The 15,386-nt window shown below is 68.0% G+C and carries 14 protein-coding genes; 9 read left to right on the plus strand and 5 right to left on the minus strand.

Features of this window, described 5'->3' with window-relative positions:
• Window position 1: 1 nt before the first annotated feature.
• Window positions 2–1,252, plus strand: coding sequence for a hypothetical protein (locus O9335_RS09555; RefSeq protein ID WP_298387103.1), 1,251 nt, complete (start codon window positions 2–4; stop codon window positions 1,250–1,252).
• An 18-nt stretch (window positions 1,253–1,270) separates the two neighbouring features.
• Here the strand turns inward: O9335_RS09555 and O9335_RS09560 are convergent, their stop codons facing one another.
• Both O9335_RS09560 and O9335_RS09565 read right to left on the minus strand, forming a co-directional pair.
• Window positions 1,271–2,488 carry a patatin-like phospholipase family protein gene (locus O9335_RS09560; RefSeq protein WP_298387105.1) on the minus strand — a complete coding sequence of 406 codons (1,218 nt, stop codon included), beginning with the start codon at window positions 2,486–2,488 and terminating at the stop codon, window positions 1,271–1,273.
• Window positions 2,489–2,709: 221 nt separating this feature from the next.
• The gene (locus tag O9335_RS09565) at window positions 2,710–3,420 is read right to left on the minus strand and encodes a phasin family protein (RefSeq protein WP_298387107.1); all 711 of its coding nucleotides are present in this window, start codon (window positions 3,418–3,420) and stop codon (window positions 2,710–2,712) included.
• Window positions 3,421–3,646: 226 nt separating this feature from the next.
• On the opposite strand from O9335_RS09565, the gene O9335_RS09570 reads away from it, so the two are divergent.
• Complete coding sequence (locus tag O9335_RS09570; RefSeq protein WP_298387109.1) at window positions 3,647–5,650, plus strand: SDR family oxidoreductase; 2,004 nt, start codon at window positions 3,647–3,649, stop codon at window positions 5,648–5,650.
• Here the strand turns inward: O9335_RS09570 and O9335_RS09575 are convergent, their stop codons facing one another.
• From O9335_RS09575 to O9335_RS09585, 3 genes are read right to left on the minus strand one after another with little or no spacing between them, the layout of a single operon-like run.
• Window positions 5,651–6,037: a diacylglycerol kinase gene (locus tag O9335_RS09575; protein ID WP_298387112.1), complete on the minus strand. Its 387-nt coding sequence runs from the start codon at window positions 6,035–6,037 to the stop codon at window positions 5,651–5,653.
• The gene (locus tag O9335_RS09580) at window positions 6,034–7,299 is read right to left on the minus strand and encodes an ATP-binding protein (protein WP_298387114.1); all 1,266 of its coding nucleotides are present in this window, start codon (window positions 7,297–7,299) and stop codon (window positions 6,034–6,036) included. Before O9335_RS09580 ends, O9335_RS09575 begins: the two co-directional genes overlap by 4 nt.
• Entirely contained in the window at window positions 7,296–7,952 is a 657-nt protein-coding gene (locus O9335_RS09585; protein WP_298387116.1) for a response regulator transcription factor, read from the minus strand. Before O9335_RS09585 ends, O9335_RS09580 begins: the two co-directional genes overlap by 4 nt.
• A 121-nt stretch (window positions 7,953–8,073) precedes the next feature.
• On the opposite strand from O9335_RS09585, the gene O9335_RS09590 reads away from it, so the two are divergent.
• The 7 genes from O9335_RS09590 to O9335_RS09620 all read left to right on the plus strand — a co-directional run.
• The gene (locus O9335_RS09590; protein ID WP_298387118.1) at window positions 8,074–9,753 is read left to right on the plus strand and encodes a sulfatase-like hydrolase/transferase; all 1,680 of its coding nucleotides are present in this window, start codon (window positions 8,074–8,076) and stop codon (window positions 9,751–9,753) included.
• 11 nt (window positions 9,754–9,764) lie between these two features.
• Window positions 9,765–10,484, plus strand: coding sequence for a phosphatase PAP2 family protein (locus O9335_RS09595; RefSeq protein ID WP_298387120.1), 720 nt, complete (start codon window positions 9,765–9,767; stop codon window positions 10,482–10,484).
• 66 nt (window positions 10,485–10,550) lie between these two features.
• Window positions 10,551–11,585, plus strand: coding sequence for a sulfate ABC transporter substrate-binding protein (locus O9335_RS09600; protein WP_298387122.1), 1,035 nt, complete (start codon window positions 10,551–10,553; stop codon window positions 11,583–11,585).
• Window positions 11,586–11,752: 167 nt separating this feature from the next.
• On the plus strand, window positions 11,753–12,763 hold the full coding sequence (locus tag O9335_RS09605) for a sulfate ABC transporter substrate-binding protein (protein WP_298387123.1): 1,011 nt from the start codon (window positions 11,753–11,755) through the stop codon (window positions 12,761–12,763).
• A gap of 15 nt (window positions 12,764–12,778) precedes the next feature.
• Window positions 12,779–13,618 (plus strand): sulfate ABC transporter permease subunit CysT, encoded by an 840-nt coding sequence (cysT, locus tag O9335_RS09610; RefSeq protein ID WP_298387126.1) that lies wholly within the window; start codon window positions 12,779–12,781, stop codon window positions 13,616–13,618.
• Window positions 13,615–14,547 (plus strand): sulfate ABC transporter permease subunit CysW, encoded by a 933-nt coding sequence (gene cysW, locus O9335_RS09615; protein ID WP_298387128.1) that lies wholly within the window; start codon window positions 13,615–13,617, stop codon window positions 14,545–14,547. Before cysT ends, cysW begins: the two co-directional genes overlap by 4 nt.
• Window positions 14,548–14,682: 135 nt before the next feature.
• On the plus strand, window positions 14,683–15,386 hold a 704-nt coding region (locus tag O9335_RS09620), incomplete at its 3' end, for a sulfate/molybdate ABC transporter ATP-binding protein (protein ID WP_298387131.1).

Below are 15,386 nucleotides of genomic sequence, written 5' to 3' on the forward strand. Positions count from 1 at the left end.
GATGAAAGCCCTTGCCACCTTCGGATCCATCGCCGCGCTGGCGGTGTGCGCTCACGCCGCCCCACTCAAGGTCGTCACCTGGAACCTGGGCTGGCACCTGAGCCAAGCCGAGACTCGCGATTGGATCGCCGCCTGCAGCTCCCCCTTCGCGCTGGACAACGGCACTTGGAAGCCAGCGACCAACGCCACGGCCGACACCAAGCCCGGCTGGGAGCTGCCCTGGGGGCGCAACGCCCCGGTGCAATGGGACATCGGCGTTCTTCCGCCCTGTGATGTGTACCAAGCCAACCGCGCGGTCGTGCCCGTGACGGAAGCGGCTCACGCCACGCGCGTGGCCCGCATCGGCAGCGTGCTGCGCGATCAATTGCAGGCGGATGTGATCGCCTTCCAAGAAATCAGCGGCGCCGCCGCGGCGCGAGAGATCCTGGGCCAGGGCTACGAGGTTTGCAGCTACGAGGGCCACAAGGTGCAGCGTTTGGCCTTCGCCTGGAAGAAGAGCCTGGGCAGTGGCACCTGTGCCGTCGAATGGCCATTGAGCCTGCCGCAGCGCGCCCTGCGCGAACAGGTGCGGCCAGGGTTGTCGCTCACCCTGAAGGTGGACGGCCAGCGCCTCAAGCTGCTGACCGTGCACCTGAAGTCGTCCTGCGTGTCGCCGCTGGACGAGCGCGCCAGCGAGGGCCGGGGGCGGTTGGACGGCCAGGAGAGCAACTGCGTATCGCTGCAGCAGCAGGTGGCGCCGCTGGAGGCCTGGGTTGACCGCGAAGCCGCCGACGGCAGCGCGATGGTGGTGCTGGGCGACTTCAACCGCAACCTCTCGCACGAGGCCCACGAGCCCGCCGATGCCGCGGTGCGCAGCGCCGGCGGCAGCGCCACGGACCCACACAGCCCGGGCGTGAAGGTGCGCAGCCTGTGGCGCGAACTCAACGACGGACAGCCCCGTGCCCTGACGCTGCTGGAAGCCCAATGCGGCAGCGACGTGGATGCCGGCGGCCTGTGCCGGCTCAACAAGGCGCAAAACCTGGGCCGCGACGCCTTGAACCCCCTGCGCAGCGCGCAATCCTTGGGCTGCCGCAATCCCTTGGGCTTGGACCACATCGTGATCGCCGGCCCGCTGCGTGCGCCAGCAGGCGCCGCCAAGCATGCGCTGGGTCGTCTGGCGCACACGCTCGCCGCGCAGGACGGCCGCGAGGCCCAATTGGGCCTGTCGGACCACTGCCCGCTGGCCGCTGCCATCGAGCTGGAAAAGCGCTGACGGCGCAGCGCCCTTCGGTCAGGCGGCCTCAGCGGCCCAGCTGTCCTCGGCCTCCATCGCCGCTGCGGCCTGCTCGGCCCGCGCCTCCAGCAGCGTGAGGATTTCGTCGAGCTTCAACAAGGCCCGCTCGGCCGGGCTGCGGCTGGGCGTGTCCCAAGCATCGAGCAGGCGACGGGTGGGGTCGAGCAGGTGTTCCATGTCCAGACGCAGGCCGTGCTTGGCCAACTGCGACGCCAAGGTGGGCGCGCGACGCAGCAGGTCGGCACGGGTGCTCTGGTAGGCGTGCTCGGCCAGCTCACGGCGGTGCCGGTAGCTGAAGGTGTTGGCCAAGAACAGCTCTCCGTCCCGGTGGTCGGGTTCGAAGAAGACGATGTCGGTGTCGGGGTGGCTGTGCGCGTAGTTGCGCATGCCCAGCTCCAGCCGCGAATGGATCAGGCTGCGCAGCATTTGGCTCAACACCACAGGCAGCCCACCCTCCACCAGCTTGGGGATGCCGGGCTTGGCCCTCAGTTGGCGCTCCTTGGGGCTGACTTGGTAGGGCACCAGCGGGTTCAGCATGAAGAGCAAGTCGATGCCCTGGTCGAGCAACAAGCTGCCGTGCATCGTCTTCTTGAGCGCGCCATCCACGAGGTAGCGGCCGTCGATCAACACCGGCGGGTAGAGCCCGGGCAAAGCGGCGCTGGCCTGCACCGCGCGGCTGATGGGCACATGGTCCCAACCGGGCGTGCCAAAGGCCACCGCCTCGCCGCTGTCGAGGTCGGAGGCCACCAGCAGCAAGCGGCGCTGCAATTGGCGGAAATCGTCGCTGCGGCCGGGCAGGCTGAACATGGCCTTGAGCTGCGCGGCCAGAGGGTCGCTGGTCAGGAAGCCCGAGGGCAAGGCCTGACCCAGCAATTCGATGGCGCCCAGCAAGGAGCGACGCTCCACCAGCACCCGCCACGCAGCCTCGCCCAAGAGCTTGGGCAAGCGACGCAAGCGGCTGCGAATCTCGCGCCAATGCGGGTGCAACAGCACGCGGGGATCGAAGTGGTCGGGCGGGGCCGAGCTGTTCTCGATGAAACCCGCCACCAGCTCACGCGGGGTGAGGCCATTGGCCAAACAGGCCGCGATGATGCCGCCGGCGCTGACGCCGATGAAGCCCTCGCACTGGGTGATGTCCAGACCCTCGATGCTCTCTTCCAGCGCGCACAGCGCACCCACTTCGTAAATGGCCCCCAAGGGACCGCCGCCGGCCAAGGCCAGGCCGATGCGAGGGGGGCGTGCAGCAGATGAGGACGCGGTAGAACGACGGGGCGAGCGCTGAGGCATGGGGGCTGGACTGTAGGCAGTCGGGACGGTCCGTCTGGCGCGGACTTACCCCGTGAAACGAAACAACGCCGTGAGGCCGTTCGCAGCGGGTGCGAGGGCGATCACGGCGTTGGCGCTTGGGACCAGGCCGCGGATGCGGCCCGAATGCCTCAAGCCTGCGCGGCTTCCTTGGCGGCCTCGACGGCCTTCTCGGCCGGGGGCGAGACCTTCTTGGCAGCGCGCTTGACAACCGCCTTGGCTTCCGTGGCGGCCTTCTTGGCGGGAGCCGTCGCCTTCTTGGCGACCGGGGCAGCGGCCTTCTTCACCGCGGCGACCTTCTTGACCGCCGCCTTCTTGGCGGGCGCCACTGCCTTGGCCACAGGGGCAACGGCCTTCTTCACGGTGGCCTTGGCCTTGGTGGCCGGCGAAGCCTTCTTCTTGGGGGCAAAGCCGATGCTGGCGGCCAGGCCGTCGATGCGCGAAATCAAGGCGCTGATGTCGGTGCCGCTGGGCACGCCCAGGCTCTTGAGGGCGCGGGCAACGCGCTCTTCGAAGATGGACTCGAGCTTATCCCACTGTTGGCCGGCCTTGGCGCCGACTTCACCAGCCATGCCGGTCATCTTGTTGGCCACGGAACCGAACTTTTGCTCGGCGATGGATTGGGTCTTCTTTTGCAAGGTCATGCCTTCCTTCACCAGGGTGTCGAAGACCTTGGCGCCTTCGCCCTGGGCCTTGCTGAACGCGCCCAGACCGGCGGCCCAGATTTGTTGGGCTTGGTCGCGCACGTTGGCGGCCACGTTGCCGTCCAACAGGGCGGCGGGGTTGAACGCAGCGGCCGGAGCGGCCTTCTTCGCGGCCATCTTCTGCAGCTTCTTGACCATGGAATCTCTCCTCACAGGGGTTGAAACGCCGCAGACCCCTGCGACGGTGTTGGCACTATAGGAAGTCACCCCGCACTGCGCGCATCGATTCCTAGTGGTTCACCTCTATGAAAAACGGGGGTTTCCGCCGGGTCGGATGCTGGGTTGGGCCTGCGGGTTCCCACGGGCTTGGGGTGACGTGGGGGTGCAGAAGAATGGCCCTCGACAGCACGCACAGGAGCCGCTCATGCACTACTTCGTCACCGGGGCCACGGGTTTCATCGGCAAACGCTTGGTCAAGAAGCTTTTGGCCCGGCGCGGGAGCAAGGTGTTCTTCCTGATGCGCGAGAGCAGCCAGGACAAGCTGCCGGGTCTGCTGGATTTTTGGGGCGTGAGCACCCAACGCGCCATCCCCGTGTGGGGCGACCTGACCGCGCCCAAGCTCGGCGTGTCGGCCGCCGATCAAAAGGCCCTGAAGGGCCTGATCGACCACGCTTACCACCTGGCCGCGGTGTACGACCTGGAGGCCGATGAAGACTCGCAGGTGCGCGCCAACATCGACGGCACGCAGCACTTCGTCGCACTGTGCCAAGCGCTGTCGGTGGGGCATGTGCATCATGTGTCGTCGATCGCCGCCGCCGGCCTGTACGAGGGCGTGTTCCGCGAGGACATGTTCGACGAAGCCGAGAACCTCGATCACCCCTACTTTTCCACCAAGCACGCCGCCGAGAAGGTGGTGCGCACGCAGTGCAAGCGGCCCTGGACGGTGTACCGCCCGGCGATGGTCGTGGGCGATTCGCAAACCGGCGAAACCGACAAGGCAGACGGCCCGTACTACTTCTTCAAGCCACTGCAACGCCTGCGGCAGATCCTGCCCCCCTGGTTCCCGGCCGTGGGCCTGGAGGGTGGGCGGATCAACATCGTGCCGGTGGACTTCGTGGTGGACGCGCTGGACCACCTGAGCCACCACGCGGCGCGCAAGGGCGCCTGTTACCACCTCGTGGACCCCAAGGGCTACCGCGTGGGCGATGTGCTCGACATCTTTGGCCGCGCCGCGCACGCGCCCAAGATGAATGTGTTCATCAACGCGGCGCTGCTGGGCTTCATCCCCAAGAGCGTGACCAAGAGCCTGATGGCCCTGGCGCCGGTGCGCCGGGTGAAGAACGCGCTGATGAAAGACATCGGCCTGCCCGAGGACGTGCTGCAGTTCATCAATTACCCGACGCGCTTCGACTGCCGCGAAGCCACGGCGGCCCTCAAGGGCAGCGGCATCGCTTGCCCAGACCTGCACGACTACGCCTGGCGCATTTGGGACTACTGGGAGCGCCATCTCGACCCCGACCTGCACATCGACCGCTCGCTGCGCGGCGCCGTGGGCGGCAAGGTGGTGCTGATCACGGGCGGCAGTTCCGGGATTGGCCTGGCCGCGGCCAAGAAGTTCGCCGAGGCTGGAGCCATCACGGTGATTTGCGCCCGCGACGAGGCCAAGCTGGCTGAAGCCGCCGAGGAGATCCGAGCCGTGGCCGCAGCCGACGCGCAGGTGCATGCCCGCAGCGCCGACATCGCCGACCCGGAGTCGTGCGCCGCTCTGGTGGCCTGGCTGAACGAGAGCCTGGGCGGGGTGGACTTCCTCATCAACAACGCCGGTCGATCCATCCGCCGCGCCATCGAGAACAGCTACGAGCGATTCCACGACTTCGAGCGCACGATGCAGCTGAACTACTTCGGCTGCCTGCGGGTCACCCTGGGCCTGCTGCCCGGCATGGCGGCCAAGCGCCAGGGGCATGTGGTGAACATCAGCTCCATCGGCGTGCTGACCAACGCACCGCGCTTCAGTGCCTACGTGGCCAGCAAGGCAGCACTGGACGCCTGGACGCGTTGCGCAGCCAGCGAGTACGCCGACACCGGTGTGAGCTTCACCACCATCAACATGCCGCTGGTGCGCACGCCGATGATCGCGCCCACCCAGCTCTACAACAACGTGCCCACGCTGAGCCCCGAAGACGCCGCCGACTTGGTGGCCCAGGCCTGCATCGCCAAGCCGGTGCGCATCGCCACCCGGCTGGGCATCACGGGCCAGATGCTGCACGCGCTGGCACCACGGCTGGCGCAGGTGGTGATGAACACCAGCTTCCGCATGTTCCCGGACAGCGACGCGGCGCAGGGTTCAGGCGGGGGCAAGGGCGGCAAACCGCAACTCAGCGCCGAGGCCGTCGCGCTGCAGCAGATGATGCGCGGCATCCACTTTTGATCAGCGCCCGAACCGCTCCCAAAGGGCCACGCCCCAAGTCGCGGCCGCCAGCAACAGACTGAGGAGCACGGCCGCGCTGCCCAAGTCCTTGGCGCGGCCCAGCAACGGGTGCAGCTCGGTGCTCAGCGCGTCGGCCAGGGCCTCGACGGCGGAGTTGATGAGCTCCACCACCAGCACCAACAGCATCACGGCCACCAAGGCCAACGCGTGCCAAGCCGTGGTGGCCACGAAAGGCACGGCCAGCAACAAGACGGCGCACAGGGCCAACTCCTGACGGAAGGCGGCCTCGTGCGTCACCGCCTGTTGAAGGCCTTGACGGGAGTAACGAAAAGCTTTGAAGACGCGGGCGATACCGCCACGACTCTTTTGGGGGGCGTGCAAGCTCATGCGGATGGTTCCGACAGTTCCAGTTGGACGGTGAAGCCCTGCCCAGGCAGGGTGGGGGGCAGCAGCAGGCGCCCGCCGTGGGCGCGAGCCACCAAGTCGGCCAGGCGCAAACCCAGCCGGTGCTCTTGGTCGGTGTTGCTCTGCAGGGCGAGCAAGATGGCTTGACGCTCGGCATCGCTCACGCCCAGGCCGTCGTCCTGCAAGAGCAGGCCGTTGGGGCCGCTGGGTTGCAGGCGCAGCAGCGCACCGCCGTGGCGTTGAGCGTTGTCCACCAGGTTGAGCAAGGCCGCAGCCAAGAGCTCGGCGTCGGCGCGCACGCAGACCGGCGGGCCGTCGAGCAACTCCAGGCCCGGCGGCAGCAGTTCGCACAGCAGGGCTCGCGCGTCCAGTGGCGCTGCCTGCACCTCGGGCTGGGTGCGGAACAGGCGCAGCAGCGCCAGGACCAGTCGCTGCAATCGCGTGGTGGCCGAGCGGACTTGGGCCAAACGGTGCAGTTCGGGGTGCTCCTTGAGGGCCACGGCCAACTGGGCGTCGATGCCTGCCAACGGGGTTCGCAGCAGGTGTGCCGCCTGCGCGGCGAAGGCGCGCTCGAACTGCAATCGTTGCGCTAGGCGCTGGCCCAGGCCCTCGAGCGCCTGGTGCACCGGCGCCAACTCGCGGCGCTCAGGAGGGCCCAGCCCCCAGTCTTGCTGCAGGTCTTCGGGGGCGACGCGGTGGAGCCGCTCCGACATGAGCTCCAGCGGCCGCAGAGCCCGCCGCGTGCGCAGCACCAGCAGGGGCAGCACCACCAAGGCCACAGCCAAGTAGGTCATGCCTACGTTGATGAACACCTCATTGCGGGCCTCGTGACGCTCCTCGCGGGCCTGGGCCACCAGCAGCAAATCGCCCTGGCTGCCCACGGCCTGACCATACACACGCCAATGCGCCAAGTCGCTGAAGCCCGCTCGAGGCGCCTGCAGCAACAGGGGGCTGGCGTCCACATCGGCCGAGTGCTGGCGCACGGCACCGCGGGCGTCCAACAGCACCCAGGCGAAATGACCGGCTTGGTGCACGGTGGGCGGCTCGTCCTGCGATGGCCGGGGCAAGCGAGCCACCAACGGAGCCAGGCCCTCGGCGCTGGCGCGCAGGGCGTCATCCAGCAACTCATCCACCTCGTCGTGCACGGTGCTGAGGGCTGCCACGCCCAGGGCCAGGGCGCCGGCCAGGGCACCAGCGCCGACGATCCAAGCCAGCTCGCCGACGATGCTCGGCAGGCGCTTCATGCCAGCACCGCGCGGTAGCCCAGACCGCGCTGCGACTCGATCCAGTCTCGACCCAGTTTGCGGCGCAGGTTGGACACGTGCACCTCCAGGGCGTTGCTGGTGGCCTGCGCCCCATCGAAGCCGAGTACCAAGCCCTCCAGGTCGGTTTTGGCCACCCAGCGTCCAGCCCGCCGCGCCAGGGCCTCCAACACCGCCCACTCGCGGGCGGTCAAGGCCACGGGCTGCCCATGCACGCGAGGCTGGCGCGCATCCCAATCCAAGGCCACACCGCCGGCCAGCGCCAACCGGCGCGGCTGGTGGCGGCGCACGCAGGCGCGCAAGCGCGCAGCCAATTCTTCGGGGGCGAAGGGCTTGACGATGTAGTCGTCGGCCCCGCCCTCGAGCCCCTGGATGCGGTCGGCCACCGCATCGCGGGCGGTGAGCATGAGGGCCGGGGTGGTGGCACCCGCCGCGCGCTGGCGCCCCAGCCACTGCAAGCCCGAGCCGTCGGGCAGTTGCCAATCCACCAGCCAGGCGTCGAAGGGCTCGCCCTGCACCGCCGCCTGGGCTTCGTCCAGGCGGGTGCACCAGTCGACGACCTGGTCATCGGCGCGCAGGAAGTCGCGCAGGCCTTCGCCCAAGATCCGGTCGTCTTCGATCAACAAGACACGCATCCCGCCATCATGCCCCGGTCGGCTGAAGCCGAGCTGGAGCCGACGTGGCGGGCAGGGAGCGCCTCAGGCCGGCTTCAGGATCGCTTCAGGATCGCTTCAGGCTGGGTTTTCAGAATGCCGCATGTCTGCTCTGCCCACCACCACCGCCCGCGCATCGCGCTGGGCGCCGCCGATCTCTTTGCCCCCTGAGGCGGTCATCGGCCTGTTGTGCCTGTACTGGTCGCTCACCGCCAACCGCAGCTTCTTGGTGGGGGCTCGCAACGCGATGGAGGGCGCCTCGCTGAGCCTGATGTTGGTGCTGGGGCTGATGCTGGCGCTGCTGCACTTCGTGTTGGTCGCGCCCCTGGTCACCCGGTACGGTGGCCGCCTGGTGTTGGCGGTGATGGTGCTGGTGGCGGCGGTCAGCAGCCACTTCGTGCAATCGGTGGGGGCGGTGATCGACCCCGACATGCTGCGCAACGTGCTGCGCACGCATTGGACGGAGTCTCGCGAGTTGCTCAACCTCTCGATGCTGACGCACGTGCTGGTGCAAGCGGTGCCGGCGTGGTGGTTCCTGAGCCAGGTGCGGATGACCCCGCCCAGCGGGCCGTGGTGGCGCAGCCCGCTGCGGCGCTCGGGCACATGGCTGCTGGCGGTGCTGGCGTTCTTGGTGCTGCTGTTCAGCGTGTACCAGCCGGTGTCGAGCCTGATGCGCAACCACAAGGCCCTGCGTTACCAGATCTTGCCCGCTGCGCCACTGTGGTCCACCCCGCGCAGCCTGTTCAACGAGGCCAAGGAAGCGCGCCGCGTGCGCGAGCCCATCGGCCAAGACGCCCAACCCGGGCCCAGTTGGCAAGCGCAAACCCGCCCGCGCGTGTTGGTGCTGGTGGTGGGCGAAACCGTGCGCTCGGCCAACTGGGGGTCCCACACCAGCCTGGATGGCAGCGCCCGCAACACGGCCCCGCTGACCGGTGCCCTGCCCGACCTGGCGCTGTTCCCGGTGGTGCAAAGCTGCGGCACGCACACCGAAAGCTCGCTGCCCTGCATGTTCGCCCCGATCGGGCGCCGCGACTATGACGAAGACCGCATCCGTCGCCAGCTGTCCCTGATGCACGTGCTGCACCAGGCCGGAGTGGGCGTTCGGTGGCGCAACAACCAAAGCGGCTGCAAGGGCGTTTGCGAAGGCTTGCCCATCGAGCACACCTCGGAGCTGCCGTTGGACCCGGCCCTGTGCCCCAAGGGCCAGTGCCGGGACGAGGCCTTGCTGCACGGCCTGGCGCAAGACCTGGCCCAAGCCCAGGGCACCCAGGTGTGGGTGCTGCACATGCTGGGCAACCACGGCCCGGCCTATCACCGCCGCGTGCCGCCCGGCGCCACGCCTTACCAGCCGTACTGCGCCCACGACGACCTGGGACGCTGCAGCCGGGTCGACATCGTCAACGCCTACGACAACGCGCTGCGCCACACCGACGCCCTGCTGGCGCAACTGTGGCAGACGATGAAATCGGCCTCCAACGTCGACACCGCCCTGATCTTCATCCCCGACCACGGCGAAAGTCTGGGCGAACGCGGCATCTATTTGCACGGCCTGCCTTACGCCGTGGCGCCGCGAGAGCAAACCGAGGTACCGATGCTGCTGGGCCTGAGCCCGGGCTTCGCGCAAGCGCGAGGCTGGACGCAGGACTGCCTGCGCTCGCTGCCCAGCAAGACCACGGCCCCGCAGCACGACCACCTGTTCCACACCGTGCTCACCTTGGTGGACGTGCGCACCCAGCTGTACGACCCGCAGTGGGACCTGATGCGCCCGTGCCAAAACCCATGAGCCGCGCCGGGATGAGCCCAACGCCAACGGCTTGGCAGCCGACGGCGACGCTGCTGGGCTGGGCGCTGACGGCCATCTTGGCCTGGGACGCCACCTCGGGCGACCTGGCCGTGGCGCGCTGGTTCGGGGACGCGCAAGGCTTCGCGGCCCGCAACGCGTTTTGGGCCGAGCAGGTGCTGCACAACGGCCTGCGCTGGGTCAGCGCGATGGTGCTGGCCTGGATGCTGTACGACCTTTGGCGCCCATGGCGCCCCGCCGACGGCCCCAGCCGCCGCGAGCGCGCCTGGGCCCTGGCCGGCGTGCTGCTGGCGGTGCTCGTCGTGCCGGCGCTCAAGAGCGTCAGTCGCACCAGCTGCCCGTGGAGCCTGGCCGAATTCGGCAGCGTGGCGCAGTGGGTGTCGCACTGGGAGTGGGGCGTCGGCGACGGAGGACCGGGGCGCTGCTTCCCCTCCGGCCACTCGGCCGGCAGCTTCGCGTTTTTCGCCCTGGTCTGGCTTTGGTGGCGCACGCCCGGGGTGCAGCGTTGGATGCTGGCGGGCGTGTTGCTGGCCGGCCTGCTTGGGTCGTTCGGGCAGTGGGCGCGTGGGGCGCATTTCGTCAGCCACAGCCTGTGGGCCGCGCTCGCCTGCGGGGTGCTCACGGGCGTATGGCAGCGGCTGGGCGAGCTCCGCTGGGCGCCGATGACCCGGCGTGCGGCGCCCGCACGTTCGGCATCTGCAGTTGCGGATTGATTCGTAGTCGGCCGAGGCGGGCCCGGGCAGCATGAGGGCTCGATTCACTGCCCGACCTTGACCGACATGCCGACGCCCCGCCTCACCACCCTCACCCGCCGCACCCTCGTGGCCCTAAGCGCCGCCGCCGCTTTGGTGGCCAGCCCCGCCTTGTGGGCCAAGGACGTGACCCTGCTCAACGTCAGCTACGACCCAACGCGCGAGTTCTACGTGGACTTCAACAAGGCCTTTGCGGCCCACTGGAAGAAGAAGACTGGGACCGAGGTCAGCGTCAAGCAAAGTCACGGCGGCTCGGGCAAGCAAGCCCGCTCGGTCATCGACGGCCTGGACGCCGACGTGGTCACCCTGGCCCTGGCCTACGACGTGGACGAGCTGCACGCCAAGGCCAAGCTCATTCCGGCCGATTGGCAAAAGCGCCTGCCGCACAACGCGAGCCCTTACACCAGCACCATCGTGTTCCTGGTGCGCAAAGGCAACCCCAAGGGCATCAAGGACTGGGACGACCTCGTCAAGCCCGGCGTCGCGGTCGTGACCCCCAACCCCAAAACCAGCGGCGGCGCGCGCTGGAATTACCTGGCCGCCTGGGGCTACGCCCTGAAGAAGAACGGCAACGACGCGGCCAAGGCCGAGAAGTTCGTCGCCGACCTGTTCAAGAACGTGCCGGTGTTGGACAGCGGTGCCCGCGGCTCGCTGACCACCTTCGCCGAACGCGGCGTGGGCGACGTCTTCCTCAGCTGGGAAAACGAAGCCTTCCTGGCGGTGAAGGAACTGGGGCCCGAGAAGTTCGAGATCGTGGTGCCGTCGCTCAGCATCCTGGCCGAGCCGCCGGTGGCCGTGGTGGACAAAAACGTGGACCGCAAGGGAACCCGCGCCGTGGCGCAGGCTTACCTGGAATACCTGTACACGCCCGAAGGCCAGGAGCTGGCCGCGCAGAACTACTACCGCCCGCGCGACCCGCAGGTGGCCGCCAGGCATGCCAAGACCTTCAACCTGAAGGTGAACCTGTTCACCATCGACGACGTGTTCGGCGGCTGGACGAAGGCGCAGACCACGCACTTCAACGACGGCGGCGTGTTCGATCGCATCTTCACCAAGAAGTAAACAGCCCCGCCGCCGCCCAGGGCCGGTCGCTGCGTCGCACGACCGGCCCTTTCATTTGTTTTTCGCATCAGCAGCCGCCAATCGCTTCGTGGCGCACCCGGCGGCGCCTTTCTAGAGTCCGTTGCTCACACCCGCCCATCGTGGGCAGTCCAGGAGTTCTTGTGTTGATGAATCGTCGTGTGGCTTGGCGTGCATGGATCGCCGTGGGCTTGGGGATGGTGGCTGGCGCCGCTGGGGCTTCGGGACCGACGCTGTTGAACGTCAGCTACGACGTCAGCCGTGAGTTCTACAAAGACTTCAACGTGGCCTTCGCGGCGCACTGGAAGAAGGCGACGGGGGAAACCTTGACCCTGAACCAGAGCCACGGCGGTTCGAGCCGCCAGGCCCGCAGCGTGGCCGACGGCCTGGAGGCCGACGTGATCACGATGAACCAGGCCAACGACATCGACATCCTGTTCGAGCGGGGCCGGCTGGTGCCGCAGGACTGGGCCAAGCGCCTGCCCTTCAACAGCGCCCCCACCACCTCGGTGTCGGTCATCCTGGTGCGCAAGGGCAACCCCAAGAACATCCGCGACTGGAGCGACCTGGGCCGTCCCGGCGTCAGCGTCATCATCCCGAACCCCAAGACCAGCGGCAACGGCCGCTACACCTACCTGGCCGCCTGGGGCGCAGCGGTGAAAAACGGCGTCAGCCACGACGCTGCGCGCGCCCTGGTCACGCGCATCTTTGCCAACGTGCCGGTGCTGGATGGTGGCGGCCGTGGCGCCACCACCACCTTCGCACAGCGCAACCTGGGCGACGCGCTGGTGACCTTCGAAAGCGAAGCGCCGCTGATCGTCAGGGAGTTCGGCGACCAGTTCGAACTGATCTATCCCAGCCGCACCATCCTGGCCGAGAACCCAGTCAGCGTGGTGGACAAGGTGGTCGACAAAAAGGGCACGCGCAAGCAGGCCGAGGCCTACCTCCAGTTCCTTTACTCCCCCGCCGGGCAAACCATCGCCGCCCAGCACCACCTGCGGCCGCGCGACCCCAAGGTGCTGGCGCAGCACGCCAAGCGCTTCCCCAAGGTGGAAACCTTCACGGTGGACGAGGTCTTCGGCAGTTGGACGCAGGCGCAGAAGCTGCATTTCAACGACGGCGGCATTTACGACCAGATCGTACTGGCCACCAAACGCTGACCCCCCGACCCCACCATGCTGCTGTCCCGCGCCCTGCTCAAGCGCCACACCGTGCTGCCCGGCTTTGACCTGGCGCTCGGCCTCACGCTCCTGTACCTGAGCCTGATCGTCCTCATTCCGCTGTCGGCGGCCTTTCTCAAGACCTTCACCTTGACCTGGGCGCAGTTTCTGGAGGCCACCACCACCCCGCGGGTGCTGGCCTCGTACCGCCTGAGCTTTGGCGCATCGTTCCTGGCCGCGCTGCTGAACGTGGTGTTCGGGTTGATCGTGGCCTGGGTGCTGGTGCGCTACCGCTTCCCGTTCAAGCGCGTGGTCGACGCCATGGTGGACCTGCCCTTCGCCTTGCCCACCGCCGTCGCCGGCATCGCGCTCACGGCCATCTGGGCCCAGAACGGCAGCCTGGGTCAGTACCTGCCCTTCAAGGTCAGCTACACGCCGCTGGGTGTGTGGGTTGCGCTGGTGTTCATCGGCTTGCCCTTCGTGGTGCGCACGGTGCAGCCCGTGTTGGAGGACGTGAACCGCGAACTGGAAGAAGCTGCCGCCACCCTGGGCGCGAGCCGCCTGCAGACCTTCTCCAAGGTGATCTTCCCCATCGTGGCCCCGGCCCTGCTGACGGGCTTCGCGCTGGCCTTCGCTCGCGCCTTGGGCGAATACGGCTCGGTCATCTTCATCGCCGGCAACATGCCCATGGTCAGCGAGATCACGCCGCTGCTCATCATCACCAAGCTGGAGCAGTACGACTACGCCGGCGCCACCGCCATCGCGGTGGTGATGTTGCTCACCAGCTTCGCCCTGCTGCTGCTGATCAACCTGCTGCAAGCCTGGGCACGGCGTCGCCAGGGAGGCGTGGCATGACCGAGATCGCCCGCCCCTTGCCCGACCCCGCCGTGGGTTCTCCCCCGCCAACGCCCAACCCGGCGCGCACCGGGCAAGCGCCCATCTCGCTGCGCGGCGCCACCAGCGAGCCGCCCTGGGTGCGCCGCAGCCTGATCGGCTTGGCGCTGGCGTTCATGACCCTGTTCCTGTTCGTGCCCTTGGGCACCGTTTTCTACGAGGCGCTGAAAAAGGGTTGGGACGTGTACCTGGCCGCCTTGGTGGACCCCGACGCCCTGTCGGCCATCCAGCTCACGCTGCTGGCCGCCGCCATCAGCGTGCCGCTGAACCTGGTGTTCGGCGTCGCTGCTGCGTGGTCCATCGCGAAGTTCGAGTTCCGCGGCAAGAACGTGCTGCTCACCCTCATCGACCTGCCGTTCTCGGTCAGCCCGGTCATCGCCGGCTTGATCTACGTGCTGGTGTTCGGCCTGCAAGGCTGGTTCGGCGAGTGGCTGCGCGACCACGACCTGAAGGTCATCTTCGCGCTGCCCGGCATCGTGCTGGCGACGGTGTTCGTGACCTTCCCCTTCGTGGCGCGGGAGCTGATCCCGCTGATGCAGGCGCAGGGCATCGAGCAAGAAGAAGCCGCCCGCGTGCTGGGCGCCGGCGGCTGGCAGATCTTCCGCCGCGTGACCCTGCCCAACGTGAAGTGGGCGCTGCTGTACGGCGTCATCCTGTGCAACGCCCGCGCCATGGGCGAGTTCGGGGCCGTGAGCGTCGTCAGCGGCCACATCCGCGGGCAAACCAACACCATGCCCCTGCACATCGAGATTGTTTACAACGAATACCAGTTCGCCGCCGCCTTTGCCGTGGCCTCGCTGCTCGCCGGCCTGGCCCTGGTCACCCTGGTGCTGAAGTACCTGGTGGAGCAGCGCGTGAAGCACCAAATGAAGGAGTCCCAACATGCCTGATCAGCAGCAACGCGGGCCGAGCGCCGGGCCGCTCCCGAGCAGGTCCGCTCAGGCGGTGGATGGACGGCTCCACGCCGCCCGCCACGCCCTCCCCTCGGGGGATCGGTCAACCGTGTCGTCGAACGGGGTGCAGGCATGAGCATCGAAGTTCGCAACCTGCAAAAAGCCTTTGGCAAGACGGTGGTGTGCGACCACCTGAACCTCGACATCCCGGCCGGAGAACTCGTCGCCCTGCTGGGCCCCTCGGGCTCGGGCAAGACCACGCTGCTGCGCATCCTGGCCGGCCTGGAGGTGCCCGATGCCGGCAGCGTGCTGTTCCACGGCGAAGACACCACCAGCACCGACGTGCGCGAGCGCAACGTGGGCTTCGTGTTCCAGCACTACGCGCTGTTCGCGCACATGAGCATCTTCGAGAACGTCGCCTTCGGCCTGCGCGTCAAGCCCAAGGCCCAGCGCCCGAGCGAGGCCGAGATCCAGAGCAAGGTCATGCAATTGCTCAAACTGGTGCAGTTGGATTGGCTGGCCGACCGCTACCCGCACCAGTTGTCGGGCGGGCAACGCCAGCGCATCGCCTTGGCCCGTGCCTTGGCGGTGGAGCCGAAGGTGCTGCTGCTCGACGAGCCCTTTGGCGCGCTGGACGCCAAGGTGCGCAAGGAGCTGCGCCGCTGGCTGCGGCGCCTGCACGACGAGGTGCACGTGTGTCAATGGCACCGAACTTTTCCCCATTTCGGGCCAACGAATTTTCCCCACCCTGGTTTCGGTGGGACCTCATCCCGCTCAGGAGGCGATGGGGGCCTTTCTGGGGCGACCTGGCCCACGCTTGACGGGAGCTGGCCCGG

This window comes from Inhella sp. (genome assembly GCF_027532025.1).
GTDB lineage: Bacteria > Pseudomonadota > Gammaproteobacteria > Burkholderiales > Burkholderiaceae_C > Inhella.